20 protein-coding genes are annotated in these 22,808 nt (G+C 54.9%); 13 read left to right on the top strand and 7 right to left on the bottom strand.

Translation table 11 applies throughout. From position 1 onward, the window contains the following. Nucleotides 1-201 precede the first annotated feature (201 nt). From mreB to tldD, 7 genes are all read left to right on the top strand, one after another. Nucleotides 202-1,245 (top strand): rod shape-determining protein MreB, encoded by a 1,044-nt coding sequence (gene mreB, locus G0034_RS20595; protein WP_000913396.1) that lies wholly within the window; start codon nt 202-204, stop codon nt 1,243-1,245. A gap of 61 nt (nt 1,246-1,306) precedes the next feature. After that, a complete protein-coding gene (mreC, locus tag G0034_RS20590) occupies nt 1,307-2,323 on the top strand; it encodes a rod shape-determining protein MreC (RefSeq protein WP_008502850.1) in 1,017 nt (338 codons plus the stop codon). Beyond that, nucleotides 2,323-2,811 (top strand): rod shape-determining protein MreD, encoded by a 489-nt coding sequence (gene mreD / locus G0034_RS20585; protein WP_008502849.1) that lies wholly within the window; start codon nt 2,323-2,325, stop codon nt 2,809-2,811. Before mreC ends, mreD begins: the two co-directional genes overlap by 1 nt. A gap of 10 nt (nt 2,812-2,821) precedes the next feature. Then, nucleotides 2,822-3,415, top strand: a complete 594-nt coding sequence (locus G0034_RS20580) for a Maf family protein (protein WP_014885433.1) — start codon at nt 2,822-2,824, stop codon at nt 3,413-3,415. Next, on the top strand, nt 3,405-4,874 hold the full coding sequence (rng, locus tag G0034_RS20575; RefSeq protein WP_014885432.1) for a ribonuclease G: 1,470 nt from the start codon (nt 3,405-3,407) through the stop codon (nt 4,872-4,874). Before G0034_RS20580 ends, rng begins: the two co-directional genes overlap by 11 nt. Before the next feature lie 42 nt (nt 4,875-4,916). After that, nucleotides 4,917-8,714 (top strand): AsmA2 domain-containing protein YhdP, encoded by a 3,798-nt coding sequence (yhdP, locus tag G0034_RS20570; protein ID WP_014885431.1) that lies wholly within the window; start codon nt 4,917-4,919, stop codon nt 8,712-8,714. 84 nt (nt 8,715-8,798) lie between these two features. Beyond that, the gene (tldD, locus tag G0034_RS20565; RefSeq protein WP_023331419.1) at nt 8,799-10,244 is read left to right on the top strand and encodes a metalloprotease TldD; all 1,446 of its coding nucleotides are present in this window, start codon (nt 8,799-8,801) and stop codon (nt 10,242-10,244) included. A 46-nt stretch (nt 10,245-10,290) separates the two neighbouring features. Here the strand turns inward: tldD and G0034_RS20560 are convergent, their stop codons facing one another. Both G0034_RS20560 and aaeR read right to left on the bottom strand, forming a co-directional pair. Further along, entirely contained in the window at nt 10,291-10,905 is a 615-nt protein-coding gene (locus tag G0034_RS20560; RefSeq protein WP_023331418.1) for a YagU family protein, read from the bottom strand. A 219-nt stretch (nt 10,906-11,124) separates the two neighbouring features. Further along, a complete protein-coding gene (aaeR, locus tag G0034_RS20555) occupies nt 11,125-12,051 on the bottom strand; it encodes an HTH-type transcriptional activator AaeR (RefSeq protein WP_014885429.1) in 927 nt (308 codons plus the stop codon). A 179-nt stretch (nt 12,052-12,230) separates the two neighbouring features. Here aaeR and aaeX point away from each other — a divergent pair, with 179 nt between their 5' ends. The 5 genes from aaeX to G0034_RS20530 all read left to right on the top strand — a co-directional run bounded on the left by aaeX (nt 12,231) and on the right by G0034_RS20530 (nt 17,208). Then, complete coding sequence (gene aaeX, locus G0034_RS20550) at nt 12,231-12,434, top strand: p-hydroxybenzoic acid efflux pump operon protein AaeX (RefSeq protein ID WP_003860416.1); 204 nt, start codon at nt 12,231-12,233, stop codon at nt 12,432-12,434. A 7-nt stretch (nt 12,435-12,441) separates the two neighbouring features. Continuing rightward, nucleotides 12,442-13,374, top strand: coding sequence for a p-hydroxybenzoic acid efflux pump subunit AaeA (gene aaeA / locus G0034_RS20545; RefSeq protein WP_014885428.1), 933 nt, complete (start codon nt 12,442-12,444; stop codon nt 13,372-13,374). Nucleotides 13,375-13,379: 5 nt separating this feature from the next. After that, a complete protein-coding gene (gene aaeB, locus G0034_RS20540; RefSeq protein WP_059372550.1) occupies nt 13,380-15,347 on the top strand; it encodes a p-hydroxybenzoic acid efflux pump subunit AaeB in 1,968 nt (655 codons plus the stop codon). A gap of 89 nt (nt 15,348-15,436) precedes the next feature. Then, nucleotides 15,437-16,891: an NAD-dependent succinate-semialdehyde dehydrogenase gene (locus tag G0034_RS20535; RefSeq protein WP_014885426.1), complete on the top strand. Its 1,455-nt coding sequence runs from the start codon at nt 15,437-15,439 to the stop codon at nt 16,889-16,891. A gap of 44 nt (nt 16,892-16,935) precedes the next feature. Beyond that, nucleotides 16,936-17,208, top strand: coding sequence for a barstar family protein (locus G0034_RS20530; RefSeq protein WP_045281399.1), 273 nt, complete (start codon nt 16,936-16,938; stop codon nt 17,206-17,208). 67 nt (nt 17,209-17,275) lie between these two features. On the opposite strand, the gene yhcN (G0034_RS20525) is transcribed toward G0034_RS20530, so the two are convergent. The 3 genes from yhcN (G0034_RS20525) to argR form a co-directional block, all read right to left on the bottom strand. Next, the gene (gene yhcN, locus G0034_RS20525) at nt 17,276-17,542 is read right to left on the bottom strand and encodes a peroxide/acid stress response protein YhcN (RefSeq protein ID WP_014885424.1); all 267 of its coding nucleotides are present in this window, start codon (nt 17,540-17,542) and stop codon (nt 17,276-17,278) included. A 111-nt stretch (nt 17,543-17,653) separates the two neighbouring features. Continuing rightward, entirely contained in the window at nt 17,654-17,917 is a 264-nt protein-coding gene (gene yhcN / locus G0034_RS20520; RefSeq protein WP_014885423.1) for a peroxide/acid stress response protein YhcN, read from the bottom strand. A gap of 375 nt (nt 17,918-18,292) precedes the next feature. Further along, the gene (argR, locus tag G0034_RS20515) at nt 18,293-18,763 is read right to left on the bottom strand and encodes a transcriptional regulator ArgR (RefSeq protein WP_008502836.1); all 471 of its coding nucleotides are present in this window, start codon (nt 18,761-18,763) and stop codon (nt 18,293-18,295) included. Between the two features lie 397 nt (nt 18,764-19,160). Here argR and mdh point away from each other — a divergent pair, with 397 nt between their 5' ends. Beyond that, nucleotides 19,161-20,099, top strand: coding sequence for a malate dehydrogenase (gene mdh / locus G0034_RS20510; RefSeq protein WP_014885422.1), 939 nt, complete (start codon nt 19,161-19,163; stop codon nt 20,097-20,099). A gap of 91 nt (nt 20,100-20,190) precedes the next feature. On the opposite strand, the gene degS is transcribed toward mdh, so the two are convergent. Beyond that, nucleotides 20,191-21,258, bottom strand: coding sequence for an outer membrane-stress sensor serine endopeptidase DegS (degS, locus tag G0034_RS20505; protein ID WP_014885421.1), 1,068 nt, complete (start codon nt 21,256-21,258; stop codon nt 20,191-20,193). Nucleotides 21,259-21,350: 92 nt separating this feature from the next. Further along, entirely contained in the window at nt 21,351-22,718 is a 1,368-nt protein-coding gene (degQ, locus tag G0034_RS20500; RefSeq protein WP_023331415.1) for a serine endoprotease DegQ, read from the bottom strand. Between the last annotated feature and the right edge of the window lie 90 nt (nt 22,719-22,808).

Raw genomic sequence — 22,808 nt, 5'->3', positions numbered from 1 at the left:
TAACGGGTTACAAAGGTCAGTAAGGAATGCTGCTGTTGACTCAGCCCTGAGGGAGTCAGGGATCAATTTTGTAACATCAGGAAACGTACTGCACAAATTTTCACCGTTGCAGATGATTTTTGCGCCTTGTCGCTGCTGCGTGTGGTTGGTAAAGTAAGCGGATTTTGTTTTCCGCCCCAGCTTTCAGGATTATCCCTTAGTATGTTGAAAAAATTTCGTGGCATGTTTTCCAATGACCTGTCCATTGACCTGGGTACCGCGAATACCCTTATTTACGTAAAAGGACAAGGCATCGTATTGAATGAGCCTTCTGTTGTGGCCATTCGTCAGGATCGTGCAGGCTCGCCGAAAAGCGTCGCCGCAGTGGGTCATGACGCGAAGCAGATGCTGGGTCGTACCCCTGGCAACATCGCCGCAATTCGCCCAATGAAAGACGGCGTTATCGCTGACTTCTTCGTGACTGAAAAAATGCTTCAGCACTTCATCAAGCAGGTTCACAGCAACAGCTTCATGCGTCCAAGCCCGCGTGTTCTGGTGTGTGTGCCGGTTGGCGCAACCCAGGTAGAACGTCGCGCAATCCGTGAATCTGCTCAGGGTGCGGGTGCTCGTGAAGTGTTCCTGATTGAAGAGCCAATGGCGGCGGCAATCGGTGCAGGTCTGCCTGTGTCTGAAGCAACCGGTTCAATGGTGGTGGATATCGGTGGGGGTACCACAGAAGTGGCCGTTATCTCTCTGAACGGTGTGGTGTACTCCTCCTCCGTACGTATCGGTGGTGACCGCTTCGATGAAGCCATCATTAATTACGTGCGCCGTAACTACGGCTCTCTGATCGGTGAAGCGACCGCAGAGCGTATCAAACACGAAATCGGCTCTGCTTATCCGGGCGATGAAGTGCGCGAGATCGAAGTGCGTGGTCGTAACCTGGCGGAAGGTGTGCCACGCGGCTTTACCCTGAACTCCAACGAAATTCTGGAAGCGCTGCAGGAACCGCTGACTGGCATCGTGAGCGCGGTAATGGTTGCGCTGGAACAGTGCCCACCAGAACTGGCGTCCGATATCTCCGAGCGCGGTATGGTTCTGACCGGTGGTGGTGCGCTGCTGCGTAACCTCGACCGCCTGTTAATGGAAGAGACAGGTATTCCTGTCGTAGTTGCAGAAGATCCACTGACTTGCGTCGCCCGTGGTGGTGGCAAGGCGCTGGAAATGATCGACATGCACGGCGGCGACTTGTTCAGCGAAGAGTAGTCATTGTGAAAGGGTAGCGAATCGCTACCCTTTCTCTCTGACACGAGAATACGCATAGCCTATGAAGCCAATTTTTAGCCGTGGCCCATCGCTACAGTTTCGCCTTATTCTGGCGGTTCTGGTTGCGCTTGGCGTCATTATTGCCGATAGCCGCCTCGGTACGTTCAGCCAGATCAGAACGTACATGGATACCGCCGTCAGTCCTTTCTACTTTATATCAAATGGTCCCCGTGAACTGCTCGACTCCGTTTCTCAAACGCTGTCTTCACGAGACCAGCTCGAACTTGAAAACCGGGCATTACGCCAGGAACTGCTGCTGAAAAACAGCGAACTGCTGATGCTGGGGCAATATAAGCAGGAAAACGCGCGTCTGCGTGAACTGCTCGGCTCGCCGCTGCGTCAGGATGAGCAGAAGATGGTCACCCAGGTGATCTCCACCGTGAACGATCCTTACAGCGATCAGGTTGTGATCGACAAAGGGAGTGTGAACGGTGTGTATGAAGGCCAGCCTGTAATCAGTGATAAAGGCGTAGTGGGGCAGGTTGTTGCCGTCGCCAAGCTGACCAGCCGCGTGCTGCTGATTTGCGATGCCACGCATGCGCTGCCTATCCAGGTCCTGCGTAACGATATCCGCGTGATTGCGGCCGGTAACGGCTGTACGGACGATCTGCAGCTGGAGCACCTGCCTGCGAACACGGACATCCGTGTCGGTGATGTCCTGGTGACTTCCGGTTTGGGTGGACGCTTCCCTGAGGGTTACCCGGTTGCGGTGGTCTCTTCCGTGAAGCTCGATACTCAACGTGCGTACACCGTCATTCAGGCTCGTCCGACTGCGGGTTTACAGCGTCTGCGCTACCTGCTGCTGCTCTGGGGTGCCGATCGTAATGGCACGAATCCGATGACGCCTGAAGAGGTGCACCGTGTCGCAAACGAACGCCTGATGCAGATGATGCCGCAGGTTCTTCCGCCTGCGGACTCCATGGGGCCACCTGCGCCAGTGCCCGCGCCGGCAACCGGGTTAACGCAGCCGCTGCCTGATGCGCCGCCACCGCCTAAACTCTCTTCGGGAGGGCAGTAGTGGCAAGTTATCGTAGCCAGGGACGCTGGGTCATCTGGCTCTCGTTCCTCATTGCACTGTTGCTGCAGATTATGCCCTGGCCGGATAACATTCTCGTTTTCCGGCCAAACTGGGTCTTGCTCATTTTACTTTACTGGATCCTTGCCCTGCCGCACCGCGTAAATGTCGGCACGGGTTTTGTTATGGGTGCCATACTGGATCTCATTAGTGGCTCTACGCTGGGCGTTCGCGCCCTGTCCATGAGCATTATTGCGTACCTCGTCGCACTAAAATTCCAGCTCTTTCGTAACCTCGCGCTCTGGCAACAGGCCCTGGTCGTGATGTTGTTGTCGCTTGCTGCGGATATCGTTGTTTTCTGGGCAGAGTTTTTAGTGATCAACGTCTCTTTCCGACCGGAAGTGTTCTGGAGTAGTGTAGTAAACGGTGTGCTCTGGCCGTGGCTGTTCCTGCTGATGCGTAAGGTTCGCCAGCAGTTTGCCGTGCAATAAAAAGGTTTCTATGACGTCTTTGTATCTCGCTTCCGGTTCCCCGCGCCGTCAGGAACTCCTGACCCAGTTAGGGGTATCTTTTGAACGCATCGTGACCGGCATTGAAGAAAAACGTGCTGAGGGCGAAAGTGCGCAGCAATACGTCTCTCGCCTGGCGCGCGAGAAAGCGCAGGCGGGCGTGGCGTTAGTGCCCCGCGATCTGCCGGTGCTGGGAGCAGATACCATCGTTATCCTTAATGGTGAAGTGCTTGAGAAACCGCACGATACCGAACATGCGGCGCGTATGCTGCGCAAAATGTCCGGGCAAACGCATCAGGTAATGACGGCGGTCGCGCTGGCGGATAGCCAGCACGTGCTGGATTGTCTGGTGGTAACCGATGTCACGTTCAGAGTACTTACCGACGACGAGATCGCCGCTTATATTGCCAGCGGTGAACCGATGGATAAAGCAGGTGCATACGGTATTCAGGGGCTGGGTGGCTGTTTTGTCAGGAAGATTCATGGCAGCTATCACGCCGTAGTCGGCTTACCGCTGGTGGAAACGTATGAGTTGCTCAGCAATTTTAACTCACTGCGTGAGGGAAGGGATAATTATGACGGCTGAATTGTTGGTAAACGTAACGCCATCGGAAACCCGTGTGGCCTATATTGACGGTGGCATTCTTCAGGAAATTCATATTGAGCGTGAAGCGCGGCGCGGAATAGTAGGCAATATCTACAAAGGTCGTGTCAGTCGTGTACTGCCGGGTATGCAGGCGGCTTTTGTAGATATTGGTCTGGATAAGGCGGCATTTTTACATGCCTCCGATATCATGCCGCACACCGAGTGCGTTGCGGGCGAAGAGCAAAAGCAGTTTGCCGTGCGCGATATTTCCGAACTGGTGCGTCAGGGACAGGACTTAATGGTGCAGGTGGTGAAAGATCCCCTGGGCACCAAAGGCGCTCGTCTGACCACCGACATCACCTTACCCTCCCGTTATCTGGTCTTTATGCCCGGCGCGTCACACGTCGGCGTTTCGCAGCGCATTGAGAGCGAAAGCGAGCGCGAGCGTCTGAAGAAAGTGGTCAGCGCCTACTGCGATGAACAGGGCGGGTTTATTATCCGCACCGCCGCGGAAGGGATCAGCGAAGACGATCTGGCATCCGATGCCGCATACCTTAAGCGCGTCTGGACCAAAGTGATGGAGCGTAAAAAACGCAACCAGACCCGCTACCAGCTTTACGGTGAGCTGGCGCTGGCTCAGCGCGTTCTGCGTGACTTTGCCGATGCGCAGCTCGACCGCATTCGCGTGGACTCTCGCCTGACGTATGAAGCGCTGCTGGAATTTACCGCTGAATACATCCCGGAAATGCCGGGCCTGCTGGAGCACTACACCGGGCGTCAGCCTATCTTCGATCTCTATGATGTCGAAAACGAGATCCAGCGTGCCCTGGAGCGTAAGGTTGAGCTCAAGTCCGGCGGGTATCTGATTATCGATCAGACCGAAGCGATGACCACCGTCGATATCAACACCGGTGCGTTTGTTGGCCATCGCAACCTCGATGACACCATCTTCAACACCAACATTGAAGCCACGCAGGCGATTGCCCGCCAGCTGCGTCTGCGCAATCTCGGCGGCATTATCATCATCGACTTCATCGATATGAGTAATGAAGATCACCGCCGCCGCGTGCTGCATTCACTGGAGCAGGCGCTGAGTAAGGATCGCGTGAAAACCAGCATTAACGGTTTCTCACAGCTGGGGCTGGTGGAAATGACGCGTAAGCGCACCCGAGAAAGCGTTGAGCATGTGCTGTGTAATGAATGCCCAACCTGCCATGGACGCGGAACGGTAAAGACGGTTGAGACCGTCTGCTACGAAATTATGCGTGAAATCGTCCGAGTTCATCACGCCTACGACTCCGACCGTTTTCTGGTCTATGCTTCCCCTGCGGTGGCGGAAGCGTTGAAAGGCGAAGAGTCGCACGCGCTGGCGGAAGTGGAAATCTTTGTCGGCAAACAGGTAAAAGTACAAATTGAACCGCTCTATAACCAGGAGCAGTTTGACGTTGTGATGATGTAAAACGCAGTACGCTGCGTGACGAAAGCTGACAAGGAGAGATGCGTGAGGCGATTGCCGGGGATTTTATTGCTTACAGGGGCAACGCTGGTCGTGATTGTCGCGTTGCTCGTGAGCGGGCTACGCCTCGTTTTGCCGCATCTCGACAGCTGGCGTCCGCAGCTGCTGGCAAAAATCGAATCCACCACCGGTGTGCCGGTGGACGTAAGCCAGCTAAGCGCCAGCTGGCAAAATTTTGGCCCGACGCTCGACGTCCGGGATATCAATGCCAGCCTGAAAGATGGCGGCCATCTGAAAATCAAACGCGTGACCCTGGCGCTGGACGTCTGGCAAAGCCTGCTGCATCTGCGCTGGCAGTTTCGCGATCTCACCTTTTACCAGCTTCAGTTTCTGACCAATACGCCGCTAACGGGCGGTGAGGATAATCAGGGCCTGGAAGCCAACCGCTTCAGCGATCTCTTCCTCCGCCAGTTCGATCATTTCGATCTGCGCGACAGCGAAGTGAGCTTTATTACCCTTTCCGGCCAGCGCGCCGAACTGGCGATCCCACAGCTAACCTGGCTTAACGGCAAGAACCGACACCGCGCGGAAGGACTGGTGAGCCTGTCCAGCCTGAACGGCCAGCACGGCGTGATGCAGGTACGTATGGATCTGCGCGACGATGACGGCCTGTTAAACAACGGTAAAGTCTGGCTGCAGGCCGACGATGTGGACGTGAAGCCCTGGCTCGGCGACTGGTTACAGCAAAACATGCAGCTGGAAACCGCCCGCTTTAGCCTTGAGGGCTGGCTAACCCTGACGAAGGGAAAATTCGCCAGCGGCGATATCTGGCTGAAGCAAGGGGGCGCAAGCTGGAAGGGCGAAAATCAGCAGCATCAGCTTTCCGTCGATAACCTCACCGCGCATGTGACGCAGGAGAAAGAGGGCTGGCAGTTTGCTATTCCGGATACGCGCATCACGATGGACGGCAAGCCGTGGCCGCGCGGTGCGCTGACGCTGGCCTGGATGCCGGAGCAGGACGTGGGCGGCGCGGCCAGTAAACGCAGCGATGAGCTGCGTATCCGCGCCAGTAACCTGGATCTGACAGCCATCGAAGGCCTGCGCTCAATGGCGGCGAAACTCTCCCCGGATTTGGGCGAGATTTGGCTGGCAACGCAGCCGAGCGGCAAGATTGATGCGCTGGCGCTGGATATCCCGCTTCAGGCCACAGATAAAACCCGTTTCCAGGCCTCGTGGAACGATCTTGCCTGGAAGCAGTGGAAGCTGCTTCCGGGAGCCGAGCACTTCAGCGGCAAGCTGGAAGGCAGTGTGGAAAACGGCAGGCTGACGGTGGATATGCACAACGCCAAAATGCCTTACGAGACGGTCTTCCGTGCGCCGCTGGAAATTGAACAGGGCAATGCGGTGCTGAACTGGCTCCGTAATGATAAGGGCTTCCAGCTTGATGGCAGGCATATCGACGTCAAAGCCAAAGCGGTACATGCACGCGGCGATTTCCGCTACCTGCAGCCAGATGGCGATGAGCCCTGGCTGGGTATTCTGGCCGGCATCAGTACCGATGATGGTTCTCAGGCCTGGCGCTATTTCCCGGAAAACCTGATGGGGAAAGCGCTGGTCGACTATCTGAGCGGCGCGATTCAGGGCGGTCAGGCGGATAATGCCACACTGGTCTACGGTGGTAATCCGCATCTTTTCCCGTACAAACATAATGAAGGTCAGTTCCAGGTGCTGGTGCCGCTGCACAACGCCACCTTCGCGTTCCAGCCTGGCTGGCCTGCGCTGAAAAACCTGGATATCGAACTTAACTTCCTCAATGACGGCTTATGGATGAAGTCTGACAGCGTTGCGCTGGGCGGCGTGACGGCCAGCAACCTGACGGCTAACATCCCGGACTACTCAAAAGAGAAGCTGCTTATCGATGCCGACATCAACGGTCCAGGTAAAGCGGTGGGGCCGTACTTTGAGGAGACGCCGCTGAAAGAGTCGCTGGCGGCGACGCTGCAGCAGCTCCAGCTTGATGGCGATGTGAATGCTCGCTTACATCTTGATATCCCACTTGACGGTGAGATGACCACCGCCAAAGGTGATGTCCGTCTGAAGAACAACAGTCTGTACATTAAACCGCTTGAGAGCACCCTGAAAAACCTCAGCGGGCAGTTCAGTTTTGTGAATGGTAACCTCAAGAGCGAGCCGCTGACCGCCAGCTGGTTTAATCAGCCGGTGAATATTGACTTCACAACCACTGAGGGTGAAAAAGCTTACCAGGTGGCCGTCAATCTGGACGGTAACTGGCAGCCTGCGCGTATGGACGTCCTGCCGAAGCCGATCGCGTCATCAGTGGATGGCGCGGTAGCCTGGAATGGCAAAGTGGCTATTGAGCTGCCTTATCACGCAGGCGTGCAGTATAAGGTCGACATCACGGGTGACCTGAAAAACATCCACAGCCAGTTGCCCGCGCCGCTGGATAAACAGGCCGGACAATCGCTGCCGGTGAAGGTCAACGTCGATGGCAACCTGAACAGCTTTGCGTTGACCGGAAATGCGGGCAGCACAAACCATTTCAACAGCCGCTGGCTGCTTAATCGCAAACTCACCCTCGACAGGGCTATCTGGACGACGGACAGCAAAACCACGCCGCCGCTGCCCGACCATGCGGGCGTTGAGCTCAATCTTCCGCCGATGGATGGCGCGGAGTGGCTGGCGCTGTTCCAGAAAGGCGTTGGACAAAACGTGGATGAAGCCGCCCAGTTCCCGCAAACCGTTACGGTACGCACGCCGTCGCTGATGTTGGGCGGACAGCAGTGGAACAACCTTAGCATTGTTTCTCAGCCCACCGCGAATGGCTCCAAAGTGGAGGCGCAGGGCCGGGAGATCAACGGCACGCTTACCATGCGTAATAACGCGCCGTGGCAGGCAGCGATTCGCTATCTCTACTACAACCCGGCCACCGCGAGTAAAGATCAACCGGCGAACACATCGCCGCTGAGTCAAGCCTCCCGCGTCGATTTTAGCGGCTGGCCCGATCTCCAGCTGCGCTGCGCGGAATGCTGGCTGTGGGGGCAAAAATATGGCCGTATCGACGGCGATTTTGCCATCCAGGGGAATACGCTTACGCTCTCCGGCGGCCTGGTCGATACCGGTTTTGGCCGCATGACGGCCGCAGGGGAATGGGTCAATAACCCGGGCGAACAGCGTACCTCCCTGAAGGGCGACATTAAAGGCAACAAACTGGATGCGGCAACCAATTTCTTTGGCATCACTACGCCGCTGCGGGGATCGTCATTTGACGTGAATTACGATCTTCACTGGCGAGACGCGCCGTGGAAGCCAGACGAAGCGTCACTGAACGGTATTTTAAAAACCCGCTTTGGCAAGGGGGAAATCGCCGATGTGAGCACGGGGCGAGCCGGGCAGATCCTGCGCCTGCTGAGTTTTGATGCGCTGCTGCGCAAGCTGCGCTTCGATTTCAGCGACACCTTCAGCGAAGGTTTCTACTACGATTCCATCCGCAGCACGGCGTGGATAAAGGACGGCGTGATGCATACGGATGACACGCTGGTAGACGGCCTGGAAGCGGATATCGCCATGAAAGGCTCAGTCAATCTGGTACGCCGTGAGCTGGATATGGAAGCCGTGGTGGCGCCGGAAATTTCCGCGAGCGTGGGCGTGGCGGCGGCGTTTGTGGTGAACCCGATAGTCGGTGCGGCGGTATTTGCTGCCAGTAAAGTGCTGGGCCCGCTGTGGAGCAAAGTCTCGATTCTGCGCTATCGCATTACCGGTCCGGTGGATAAACCCCAGATTAACGAGGTACTGCGCCAGCCGCGCAAAGATGCACAGCAATGATTTGACGTGGGCAGGTAATTGCCTCACTCTCAATAAATACGATTTTTATACCGCCATGGGCGGCAACGAACGAGTAGCAATACGATGAGTCTGAACCTGGTAAGTGAACATTTGCTCGCAGCGAACGGCCTGAGCCATCAGGACCTGTTCTCCATTCTTGGTCAACTGACCGAACGCCGTCTCGACTACGGCGATCTCTATTTCCAGTCGAGCTATCACGAATCCTGGGTTTTAGAAGACAGCATCATCAAAGATGGTTCTTATAACATTGACCAGGGCGTCGGCGTGCGCGCCGTCAGCGGTGAGAAAACCGGTTTTGCCTATGCCGACCAGATTAGCCTGGCTGCACTGGAGCAAAGTGCGCAGGCTGCACGTACCATTGTGCGTGATACTGGCGATGGCCGTGTGAAAACCCTCGGTGAAGTGTCGCACTCTGCGCTCTATACCAGTATCGATCCGCTGCAAAGCATGAGCCGCGAAGAGAAGCTGGATATTTTGCGCCGCGTGGACAAAGTGGCGCGTGCTGCAGATAAACGCGTGCAGGAAGTCTCTGCCAGCCTGAGCGGTGTTTATGAACTGATTCTGGTGGCGGCAACGGACGGTACGCTGGCCGCCGATGTGCGTCCGCTGGTGCGTCTTTCCATCAGCGTGCAGGTTGATGACAACGGTAAACGCGAGCGTGGTTCCAGCGGCGGCGGCGGTCGTTTCGGCTATGACTGGTTCCTGGGCGATGTAGATGGCGAAGCGCGCGCTGACGCGTGGGCAAAAGAAGCCGTGCGCATGGCGCTGGTGAATCTTAATGCTGTTGCGGCTCCCGCCGGGACATTCCCGGTGGTGCTGGGCGCAGGCTGGCCGGGCGTGCTGCTGCACGAAGCGGTGGGCCACGGTCTGGAAGGCGACTTTAACCGTCGCGGGACATCCGTGTTCAGCGGTCAGATTGGACAGCTCGTCTCATCTGAGCTGTGCACCGTGGTGGATGATGGCACCATGCCTGACCGTCGCGGTTCGGTGGCTATCGATGATGAAGGTACGCCAGGCCAGTACAATGTGCTGATTGAAAACGGCGTGCTGAAAGGTTACATGCAGGACAAACTCAACGCGCGCCTGATGGGTGTCGCGCCAACGGGTAATGGCCGTCGTGAATCTTACGCGCACCTGCCAATGCCGCGCATGACCAACACTTACATGTTGCCGGGCAAATCCACGCCGCAGGAGATTATCGAGTCTGTAGATTACGGTATCTTTGCGCCAAACTTTGGCGGCGGCCAGGTGGACATCACCTCCGGTAAATTTGTCTTCTCTACCTCAGAAGCGTATCTGATTGAGAAGGGCAAAGTGACCAAAGCGGTAAAAGGTGCGACGCTGATTGGCTCCGGTATTGAAGCCATGCAGCAGATCTCGATGGTCGGTAACGATCTGAAGCTGGATAACGGCGTGGGCGTCTGCGGTAAAGAGGGCCAGAGCCTGCCGGTGGGCGTGGGCCAGCCAACGCTGAAAGTGGACAACCTGACGGTAGGCGGCACAGCCTGACCTGAATCGGCATAAAAAATGGCGCTACTGATGTAGCGCCTTTTTTTTAACGTAAGTTACCCAGCGGTATCTCCGGATCCGGCTCGTGTGTGATGCGGTTACGCAAGTCACGACGAATAATTTCGATCGACCAGAACCAGACCAGATGGCCTACGATCTCTGAAACGTGTTCATACCACGGCAGCTCAAACAGCGGTGGCGTCAGCCCCATCAGCGGGAAGGAGATCATATGCACAAAGAGCTGAGCTAACGCACCCGCCAGCAAACCCTGCCAGAGTTTAATTTTCGGGAAGACTTCAGCCACGACACAATAGCCAACAGCGAAGACGATTGAGAAAATAATATGCGTCACGCCAACCCAGTTAAATATATGTCCGGCAAATGTATAAACTGCCGCGTTAGGATCAACAACGCCCAGCCAGTCGCGTAAAAATACATAGGGAGGGTTTAAAAAATTGCGGGAACAGTCAATCTGGCTTGCGGCTCTTATTAATTGCTCGGGTCCGCATGCGCCGGTGAATAAGTCGGAGGGGCTGCGTGGTGGAAGCGGTACTTCGGCTCCCCATTTGACAAACGCGGAGACAATCCCTGCAATTAAACCGATGAACGCGGCGAGTCCATAGCGCCTGCGTGAAGGCGGTGTTTGTTCAAATAGATTCATTTCTTTTCCTTGTTTAACGTCATCCTGCGGAATACATTTTATTATTCATATCAGCAACAAATTAATAACAGTCTGACGAGCAGACTGCATATAAAGTAATGGGGTGGCGGCAGTAGTGTCAATTCTCTATTCCTGATAGTGGTGAAGGAATATTCCTGAATCAACAAGGGATTCATCCTGGGAATATTCATTGCCTCTATGCGTTCAGAAATAAATTGATTATTCCTTTCTTCTTCCCCGCATCCCCTGAAACAGCTCCGCCACGTCCACAAAATAGTCGGTCAGATAGTTGATACACACCTGCACTTTGAGCGGCAGCTTGTCCTTTTCGGTATACAGGGCGTAGACCGGGCGCGGATCGGATTGATAGCGAGGGAAAAGGATCTCCAGCACGCCGCTGTTGATCTCATTGATCACCCACATCAACGGGACGTAGGCGATCCCCGCACCGGCCACCAGCCAGCGCGAAATGGTCATCGGATCGTTAGTGACGAATCGTCCTTCCGGCAGCAGCCGGGTGGAGATCCCCTCCGGGGCAATCAGCTCGAATTCATTGTCGGGTCGCACGCTGTACTCCAGCCAGGAGTGGTTGGTGAGATCCGCGGGTTTCTCCGGAACGCCGTACTGCGCAAGATAGCTTTTCGAGGCGCAGACAACCATCGGCATGCTGCCCAGTCGACGCGAGAAGAGGCTGGAATCCTGCAACGCCCCCACGCGGATCACCACGTCCAGACCATCGGCGATCAGATCCGGCGCCGGGATACCCGTCACCAGATTGACGGTAAGCCCGGGGTACTCCTTCAGCATATCCGCGGTCATGGCAGCGAGTACATTTTGTGCCATAGTTGAAGAACACCCTATACGGAGTGTGCCGATCGGGGTGTTGTTAAAGGCGTAGAGCTGTTCATGGACGTCTTGTACTTCGTGCATCATGCGTCGGCAGCCCTGATAGTAAATTTTACCCGCCTCCGTCAGCCCAATGCTGCGGGTACTGCGGTTGAGCAGCTTGACCTGTAGCTCATCTTCCAGTTTAGAGACCGTCTGGCTAATGGATGATACGCTCATCTGAAGCTGACGTGCCGCGGCGGTAAACGAACCCAGTTCAACCACTTTGGCGAAGACCGACATGCGTTTTAAACGTTCCATTGTTCACTCTGGCTTAAAAGTGATTTAGATCACATATTATAGATAACAGCATAACAGTTACGTTAATATATTATTAATTACATAACGGCTGCGCCATTCTCGCCCGACGTTTCTTGCTCTTCTGCGATGGCGTGCGCTAAAAAATTCTGAAGCCTGCACTCTCTCTTATCAAGGTCAACATGAGTCTGTTTCCCGTTATCGTGGTGTTCGGTCTGTCGTTCCCACCGATATTTTTCGAGCTACTTTTATCACTGGCGATCTTCTGGCTGGTGCGCAAGGTGCTGGTCCCTACCGGGATTTACGATTTCGTCTGGCACCCTGCATTGTTCAATACCGCGCTGTATTGCTGCCTGTTTTACCTGATATCGCGCATGTTTGTCTGAGGTTGATGTGAAAACGCTAACAAGAAAAATCTCCCGCACTGCCATCACGATGGCCCTGGTTATCCTCGCCTTCATCGCTATTTTTCGTGCCTGGGTCTATTACACCGAATCACCGTGGACGCGTGATGCGCGCTTCAGCGCGGATGTCGTGGCCATCGCCCCCGATGTGGCTGGTCTAATCACGGCGGTGAATGTTCACGATAACCAGCTGGTGAAAAAAGATCAGGTTCTGTTCACCATCGACCAGCCTCGTTACCAGAAGGCGCTGGAAGAAGCGGAAGCAGATGTCGCCTATTACCAGGCGCTGGCATCGGAAAAACGCCGTGAGGCGGGCCGCCGTAACCAGTTGGGCGTTCAGGCCATGTCCCGTGAAGAGATAGACCAGTCTAACAACGTGCTGCAAACCGTGCTGCACCAGCTGGCGAAAGCGCAAGCCACGCGCGATCTCGCTAAGCTCGATCTGGAGCGCACCGTGATCCGCGCGCCATCCGACGGCTGGGTCACTAACCTCAATGTCTATGCCGGGGAGTTTATTACCCGTGGCTCCACTGCCGTGGCGCTGGTTAAACAGAACTCCTTCTACGTGCTCGCCTATATGGAAGAGACCAAGCTGGAAGGCGTGCGTCCGGGTTATCGTGCGGAAATCACGCCGCTGGGCAGTAACCGCGTCTTCAAAGGTACCGTCGACAGTGTCGCTGCAGGGGTGACCAACTCCAGCAGCTCTAACGATACCAAAGGAATGGCGACGGTGGATTCCAACCTGGAATGGGTGCGTCTGGCGCAGCGTGTGCCGGTACGTATTCACCTTGATGAACAGCAGGGCAACCTGTGGCCGGCGGGGACCACGGCGACGGTGGTGATCACCGGTGAAAAAGATCGGGATGCCAGCCAGGACTCCTTCTTCCGTAAAATTGCCCATCGCCTGCGCGAGTTTGGTTAATCGCCATGGGTATCTTTTCCATCGCCAGCCAGCACATTCGCTTCGCCGTGAAGCTGGCCTGTGCCATTGTGCTGGCGCTGTTTGTTGGCTTTCACTTCCAGCTTGAAACCCCTCGCTGGGCGGTCCTGACGGCTGCAATAGTTGCGGCGGGTCCTGCCTTTGCCGCTGGCGGGGAACCCTATTCTGGCGCGATCCGCTATCGTGGGATGCTGCGTATCATCGGGACGTTTATCGGCTGTTTCGCAGCACTCACCATTATTATTCTGATGATCCGCACGCCATTGTTGATGCTGATGGTGTGCTGTATCTGGGCGGGTTTCTGCACCTGGATTTCGTCTCTGGTGAAAGTGGAAAACTCCTACGCCTGGGGGCTGGCGGGTTATACCGCGCTGATTATTATCATCACCATTCAGTCTGAACCTTTGCTCGCGCCGCAGTTTGCAGTGGAGCGCTGCAGCGAGATTGTGATCGGTATTGTGAGTGCGATTGTCGCTGACCTGCTTTTCTCTCCACGCTCCATCAAACAGGAAGTCGACCGTGAACTTGACGCGCTGATCGTTGCCCAGTACCAGCTGATGCAGCTGTGCATTAAGCATGGCGACAGTGAAGAGGTGGATAACGCCTGGAGCGGGCTGGTTCGCCGGACGCAGGCGCTGGAGGGGATGCGTAGCAACCTCAACATGGAGTCCTCGCGCTGGGCCCGTGCGAACCGCCGCCTGAAAGCCCTCAATACTGTCTCCCTGACGCTGATTACCCAGGCGTGCGAAACGTATCTCATCCAGAACACCCGTCCGGAAGCGGTCACCGATACGTTCCGTGAGCTGTTTTCCGAGCCGGTGGAAACCGTGCAGGACGTGCATAAACAGCTTAAGCGTATGCGTCGGGTGATCGCCTGGACCGGGGAGCGCGACACGCCGGTGACCATCTACACCTGGGTCGGGGCCGCGACGCGCTATCTGCTGCTGAAACGTGGCGTGATCGGCAACACCAAAATTAGCGCGGCGGAAGAAGAGGTCCTCCAGGGTGAAGTGGTCATCAAGGCCGAATCTGCCGAACGTCACCACGCGATGGTCAACTTCTGGCGTACCACGCTTGCCTGTATGCTCGGTACGCTGTTCTGGTTGTGGACAGGCTGGACGTCTGGCAGCGGCGCGATGGTGATGATTGCCGTTGTGACCGCACTGGCGATGCGTCTGCCTAACCCGCGTATGGTTGCCGTTGATTTCCTCTACGGTACCATTGCCGCCCTGCCGATAGGGGCGCTCTATTTCCTGGTCATCATCCCGTCGACGCAACAAAGCATGTTGCTGCTCTGTATTAGCCTGGCGGTGATGGCGTTCTTTATCGGCATTGAAGTGCAAAAGCGTCGCCTGGGATCGCTAGGGGCGCTGGCGAGTACGATTAACATCATCGTGCTCGATAACCCGATGACTTTCCATTTCAGCCAATTCCTCGACAGCGCGCTGGGCCAGCTGGTGGGCTGTTTCCTGGCGATGATGGTCATTCTGCTGGTGCGAGATAACTCACAGGCGCGGACGGGGCGTGTGTTATTGAATCAGTTTGTTTCTGCCGCCGTGTCGTCGATGACCACCAATACGGCGCGTCGTAAAGAGAACCACCTCCCGGCGCTCTATCAGCAGCTGTTTTTACTGCTGAACAAGTTTCCGGGCGACATCGCGAAGTTCCGCCTGGCGTTAACCATGATTATCGCGCACCAGCGTCTGCGCAGTGCACCGGTGCCGATCAACGACGATCTCTCCGCCTGGCACCGTCAGCTGCGTCGTACCGCGGACCATGTGCTTTCCGCCAGCAGTGATGACAAACGTCGCCGTTACTTTACGCAGCTGCTTGAAGAGCTCGATATCTATCAGGAAAAGCTTAAGCACTGGGATGCACCGCTTCAGGTCACCGAACCGGTAGGGCGGCTGGCGCTGATGCTGCGTCGCTATCAAAATGCCCTCACCGATAACTGACTGAAGTAAAAAAACCGACGCCAAAAGCGTCGGTTTTTTTGTGGCTATACTTATTCCAGCACGTTCTTACATTCAGAAAGGGAGGACACATGACGACCCAGGCGCTTCAGGACAATACCCTTTTTCAGACCGGCTATCTGGTTAACGGCCTCTGGAAACCGCTGGATACGACGTTTGATGTGCTTAACCCGGCTACCGGGGAAGTCATCGCCCGCGTCGCGAAAGCCGGCAAAGCAGAGACCGAAGCAGCAATTGCTGCCGCCACCCAGGCTTTCCCTGCATGGCGCGCCAAAACCGCGAAAGAGCGTTCGGCCATTCTTTACCGCTGGTACGAACTGATTATTGAGAATAAAAGCTGGCTCGGACGGCTAATGACCACCGAACAGGGTAAGCCCCTGAAAGAAGCGGAAGGTGAAGTGGAGTACGCCGCCAGCTTTATCCAGTGGTTTGCCGAAGAGGCCAAGCGTGCGAACGGTGAAATTATTCCGCCGATCAAACCCGGCTCGCGCATTCTGGCGACCCGTGAACCGATAGGTGTTGTCGCGGCTATCACGCCGTGGAACTTCCCGATGGCGATGCTCACCCGCAAGTTAGGCCCGGCGCTGGCAGCCGGATGCACCGGGGTAATCAAACCGGCCAATAACACGCCGCTCAGCGCTTTTGCGCTGCTGACGCTGGCAAAACAGGCCGGCGTACCGGATGGGGTACTCAACGCAGTCGCCGGGAATACGCACGAAATCAGCGACGCGATTATGGCCAGCCGGGACGTGCGAAAAATCTCCTTCACCGGCTCGACATCGGTTGGCAAAACGCTGGTGCGTAACGCCGCAGAAACCATGAAAAAAGTCTCGATGGAGCTGGGGGGAAATGCTCCGTACATCGTCTTTGAGGATGCAGACATCGACGCGGCTGTGAAAGGCGCGATCGCCAATAAGTTTCGCAATGCCGGGCAGGTCTGCGTCAGCGTGAACCGCTTCTATATTCAGGAAACCGTCTACGACAAATTCGTGAATAAACTCGCTGATGCGGTGAAGGCGCTGAAGGTGGGAAATGGTCTTGAGGACGGCGTCGTCGTCGGGCCGTTGATTGAAGGTGCAGCGGTCGACAAGGTACGTGAACATGTTGACGACGCTGTTGCGCGTGGCGCGACCGTGCTGGCGGGCGGTAAACCTCATTCCCTTGGCGGCAATTTCTGGATGCCAACCGTACTGGGGGACTGTCATGAAGGGATGAAGCTGGCAGAAGAGGAGACGTTTGGCCCGGTCGCGGCGTGCTTCCGTTTCACTTCAGAAGATGAAGTCATCCAGCGTGCCAACAACACGCCTTATGGTCTGGCGGCGTACTTCTATACACAGAATCTCTCGCGGGTCTTCCGCGTTTCACAGGCAATTGAAAGCGGAATGATTGGGATTAACGAGTGCGCCGTCTCCACAGAGCTGGGGCCCTTTGGCGGCGTGAAAGAATCCGGCCTGGGGCGTGAGGGATCGGTGCTGGGGCTGGAAGAGTATCTGGAAGTTAAAACCCTGCATATCGGGGGATTATAATAGATGGAGCGGCATCTGCCGCTCGCCTGGACTGGTGGCTGGTAATGAAAACCTATACCTTTGATTTTGATGAGATAGACAGTCAGGAAGACTTCTACCGGGAATTTACACGGGTGTTTGATCTTGAACAACAAAGCGTGACGAACCTGGATACGCTGTGGGATGTGGTAACCGGCAGTCTGTTGCCGCTACCGCTGGAAATAGAGTTTATCCATCTGCCCGATAAGCTGCGCAGACGTTTCGGGGCGCTGATATTACTGTTCGATGAAGCGGAAGAAGAGCTGGAAGGACAACTGCGTTTCAATGCTCGCCACTGAGCAAGCCATAAAAAAGCCCCTGACCATCAGGCCAGGGGCAAGTCGTATGATGAGATACGACGAGGGTTTATTTATACAGTTCTGCCGTGGCATGCCAGTGGTCACCCTGATTCAGTTCGGTGACGCGATAGCTGCTGGCGCCTGCTTTTTCAGCTTTGGCGGCAAGTTCCTGACGGATATCCATCGGTGAGCCGGTGACCGACGTGACGGATACGCTGCCCATACGCTGCAGATTTTGTGCCTGGTCGGCATTCACTTGCTGTACGGCTGCGCTTGCGCCGAAAGAGAGAACGGATGCCAGACCGAGGGTTGCGATGATCAATTTGGTTTTCATAGTCTTTACTCCTGGAAAAGGTTTTTTGCTCAACGGCGAGAAGGGTTGAACCGCTATTTTTATGCCTGGTGCCGTTGAGTGGAGAATTACATCTTCAGTGATAACTAAAACTTATTTGTACAGCTCTGCGGTTGCGTGCCAGTGGTCACCGGAACGCGCTTCGATGATGCGATAAGATGATGCACCTTTTTCTTCCGCTTTTTTGTTCAGCATTTCATGCATGTCCATTGGCGACGTGCCGACTGCACCGACCGAAACCGTACCGATTGCCTCACGGGATTGTGCCTGGTCAGCATTAATAGCGTCAGCCGCGAAAGCACCGAAGGACAGGACAGACAGGACGCTCAGCGCCGCTACAGTAGTTTTGATTTTCATGATTCTTACCTCGTCGAATTTTTTAGTGGGGTCTTGTTTCGTGACCCTCATCACAAAATCAAGTATACACTAATAACGGTAAAAATTAATACCAGACTAATGGTTTCCTGTGTTATTACGTGTTAAACACACCGTTTTTTATAACCAAAATGCATAATATTGAGTGATTTTTGAGCTTTAAGTGTGTTTAAATCTAAGAAAATCATATGGATATCTGCTTTTGATTTTTTGTGCGATTTTTTGATTTATCATTCACCAGATGAATGTTAATAGGCGGTAAAAAGCACTATTTGTTAAAACCAGAGGCAGTGGAATGCAGGGGAAAACGAGGCTGGAGCAGGATGTTCCCCGTAGCAGCGCTACGGGGAGAGAGGATTACAGTTCCTGTTCGAACAGAACCAGAATCGCTTCGTGGAGATCTTTTACGGAGAAACCGCTGGCCGGGGTGGTAAAAATGGTGTCGTCGCCTGCGATGGTACCCAGGATGCCCTCCGTTTTACCTAACGAGTCCAGCATGCGGGCAATCAGCTGTGCGGCACCAGGGCTTGTGTGGATCACCACCACGGCGTCGTTATAGTCGATATCCAGAACCAGATTTTTGAGGGGGCTGGAAGTGGTCGGCACGCCAAGTTCAGCCGGCAGGCAATAGACCATCTCCATCTTCGCGTTACGGGTACGTACCGCGCCAAACTTCGTTAACATGCGGGAGACTTTCGACTGATTGATGTTATCGAAACCTTGTTCCTGCAGCGCCTGAACAATTTCTCCCTGAGAACTGAATTTCTCTTCTTTGAGTAGCGCTTTAAACGCCTTTACTAATTCTTCTTGCTTAGACGAGCTTCGCATAAGTCACCCGGAATATGACGAAAGAAACAACATTATTATGCATGTGGATGAATTTTTATGCAAATTATCTACTCAGCGCAAGGCTGAAATAATGTTATGAAAGGGAGTGATTTTATCAGATTTCGTTATCAGAAAACATGCCTGGGTCACGCCACGCAAATAAGCTTAAAAGTAAATTAAATGTTATCAAAATGATGTTGTTTTGGTGGCGGGGCAGGGTGTATTGTAACCCCCTCTTAATGCGTTGCCTTCTGTCGTCAGATAGCCTTCTGATGGGAGATAAAGACGCGTGACCTCAAATTCTTTAGCTTCGAAAATTGTAATTAAAGACTTGCTGAATTAAGGTCGCGGCAACGGATTTACAGATACTTAAGTTAACCATAATAAGGAGTTTAGGATGAAAGTCGCAGTCCTCGGCGCTGCTGGTGGTATCGGCCAGGCGCTTGCCCTACTACTGAAAACCCAACTGCCTTCAGGCTCAGAACTCTCCCTGTACGATATTGCTCCGGTAACCCCAGGTGTGGCGGTTGACCTGAGCCACATCCCGACAGCTGTAAAAATCAAAGGCTTCTCCGGTGAAGATGCACGTCCTGCACTGCAGGGTGCTGATGTGGTGCTGATTTCTGCAGGCGTGGCGCGTAAGCCAGGCATGGATCGTTCAGATCTGTTCAACGTCAACGCGGGCATCGTGAAAAACCTGGTGCAGCAGATCGCTGAAGTCTGCCCGAAAGCGTGCATCGGCATCATCACTAACCCAGTGAACACCACCGTCGCTATCGCGGCAGAAGTGCTGAAGAAAGCAGGTGTTTACGATAAAAACAAACTGTTCGGCGTGACCACGCTGGATATCATCCGTTCCAACACCTTTGTTGCTGAGCTGAAAGGCAAACAGCCAACAGAAGTGGAAGTGCCTGTCATTGGCGGTCACTCTGGTGTCACCATTCTGCCTCTGCTGTCGCAGATCCCAGGCGTGAGCTTTACCGAGCAGGAAGTGGCTGACCTGACCAAACGTATCCAGAACGCGGGCACCGAAGTGGTGGAAGCGAAGGCGGGTGGCGGTTCTGCAACGCTGTCTATGGGCCAGGCGGCGGCACGTTTCGGTCTGTCACTGGTTCGCGCTCTGCAGGGCGAAAAAGGCGTTGTTGAATGCGCTTACGTTGAAGGCGATGGCGAACATGCCCGCTTCTTCTCTCAGCCGCTGCTGCTGGGTAAAAATGGTATTGAAGAACGTAAGTCTATCGGTACGCTGAGCGCGTTTGAGCAAAACGCGATGGAAGGCATGCTGGATACGCTGAAGAAAGATATCACGCTGGGCGAAGAGTTCGTTAATAAGTAAAACGAGCCAACTGCCGTAGGGCGGGTAAGCGTTAGCGCCACCCGGCAAAAAAAAACCGAAGCACTGACTGGCTTCGGTTTTTTTATGGCTGTCAGTTTGTTGCCGGATATTCCTGAACCGTCACATGCAGCGTCAGTTTTTTATCGTTACGCATGACTTCAACAGGGATGATCGAACCCGGACGAATTTCTGCCACCTGGTCCATCGTCTCCAGGGCAGAGACGGCCGGTGTGCCGTTAACCGAGACAATGACATCATTCACCTGAATCCCCGCGTTAGCCGCCGGACCGCCAGGCGATACCTCGTTGACCACAATGCCCTGAATCTGATCGATACCGCCGCCCTGGGTATGCATCGGTGCAATTTCGCGCCCGCCAATGCCGATATAGCCGCGGATGACGCGCCCGTCGCGAATCAGCTTATCCATAATCTTGGTCGCCAGCTGGAAGGGAATAGCAAAGCCGATCCCCTCCGGCGTCTCGCCGTCGTTGCTCTTATCGAACGAGAGGGTATTGATGCCCATCAGTTCGCCCAGCGAGTTAACCAGCGCGCCACCCGAGTTACCGTGGTTGATTGACGCATCGGTTTGCAGGAAATTCTGCCGCCCTGACGGGTTAAGGCCAATTCGACCGGTTGCGCTGATAATCCCCTGCGTGATCGTCTGGCCGAGGTTGTAAGGGTTACCAATAGCCAGGACCACGTCGCCAATGTGTGGCGTGCGTTTGCGGTTAATCGGAATGACCGGCAAACCCCCGGTGGCATTGATTTTGAGCACGGCAAGGTCGGTCAGGCTGTCAGAACCCACCAGCAATGCTTCAAACACGCGGCCATCCTGCAGGGCAACGATGATTTGGTCGGCATCGTTGATCACATGTTTGTTGGTAATAATGTAGCCGCGCTCGTCCATAATCACCCCGGAGCCCAGCGTGCGGATCTCAAGCTGGTTATGGGCCGAGCTATTGAGGCCGCGGTTATAAACGTTAACCACGGCAGGGGCGGCACGGCGAACGGCCGTGTTATAGGTTGCTGGCGTTTCATCCGCGCTGTCGAACTGGGGAGCGGACAGTTTATTGAACTGACGCAAAGACGGCATCGCCAGCAGCAGCAGGCCAGCGACAATCAAACCGATAACAATGGAACGTAAGAGCTTTGAAAGCATGATGCGCGTGTCGTGATAAAAGGAACGATTTGCAGCATAACATGAGTTATCCGGACATCACACGCAGCGGTGATGTCCGGGATAGCAAATGCTTAGCGCAACAGAATGTAGATGGACTCATTGCCGCGCATCACCTGCAGGGCAATGACCGCCGGCTTGCTCTCCAGCACTTTGCGAAGTTCAGCGATGGATTGCACGCGATTACGGTTTACGCCAATGATGACGTCTTCCTGATGCAATCCGGCCTGCGCGGCAGGGCTGCTCTTCTCAACGGTGTCGATGCGAATGCCTTTCGTACCGTCTTTCAGTTGCCCGTCGCTCAACGTTGCCCCTTGCAGCGCAGGGGCGATAAGCTCCGCGCTGGCCGATGACGAGGTACTCTTATCCAGCGTCACTTCGACGTTCAACGGCTTACCGTCACGGATCAGACCGAGTTTCACCTTCGCACCGGGCTCAGTCGTGGCAATACGCGAGCGCAATTCAGCAAAGCTGCTCAATGGCTTATCGTTGAGGCTGACGATTACATCGCCTGATTTGATGCCTGCTTTTGCCGAGCCGGAGTTTGGCAGCACTTCACTGACAAAAGCACCACGCTGCACGTTAATATTGAACGCTTTCGCAATATCCGCACTCATCTCCATGCCTTTGATACCCAACAGCCCGCGTTTGACTTCGCCAAACTGGATAAGCTGCTGTGCCAGCGTTTTGGCCATATTGCTCGGGATAGCAAAGCCGATCCCGATACTGCCGCCGCCCGGCGCCAGTATCGCTGTGTTAATCCCAATCAGCTCACCGTTAAGGTTGAGCAACGCCCCGCCGGAGTTCCCGCGGTTGATCGAGGCATCGGTCTGGATAAAGTTTTCCAGACCTTCCAGATTCAGGCCGCTACGCCCCAGCGCAGAGATAATGCCGGAGGTGGCGGTTTGTCCTAAACCAAAGGGGTTGCCCACGGCAACGGCAAAATCACCGACGCGGAGTTTGTCGGAATCCGCAATGGCAATCTGGGTCAGGTTGCTCGGGTTTTGTACCTGCAGCAGTGCGATGTCACTCTGGTCATCGCCGCCAATCAGTTTGGCGTCAAATTCGCGACCATCGTTCAGCTGTACGCTGATTTTATCGGCCTGGCTGATGACATGATTGTTGGTCAGGATATAGCCTTTGGCCGCATCAATAATGACGCCGGAACCCAGACCTTCAAAGGGTTGTGCCTGCTGGTCAGGGCCCTCATCGCCAAAATATTTTTTCAGTTCTTCCGGTACGCGCTGGCTTTGTACTGCCGTGCCTTCAACCTGCACGCTGACAACCGCAGGCAACACTTTTTCCAGCATCGGCGCGAGGCTTGGAATGGCTGCTTGTCCCGGCACCTGTGAGGGCAACGCCGCACTGGCAGGGAAGGACGCCGAGAGGGATAACCCGACACTTAACGCTAAAGCGCTCAACAGCTGGTTTTTTTTCTTCATTGATGCTGACTCTCGTATCCTGGAATGAAAGAAGAACGGCCCAAAATCATAATGATGTTATTGAATTTTATACCGCTGAACAATGAGGCG

The sequence above is a fragment of the Enterobacter sp. T2 genome, from assembly GCF_010692925.1.
In the GTDB taxonomy this organism is placed as follows: Bacteria; Pseudomonadota; Gammaproteobacteria; order Enterobacterales; family Enterobacteriaceae; genus Enterobacter; species Enterobacter kobei.
This window is presented reverse-complemented; position numbering and strand designations above follow the sequence as displayed.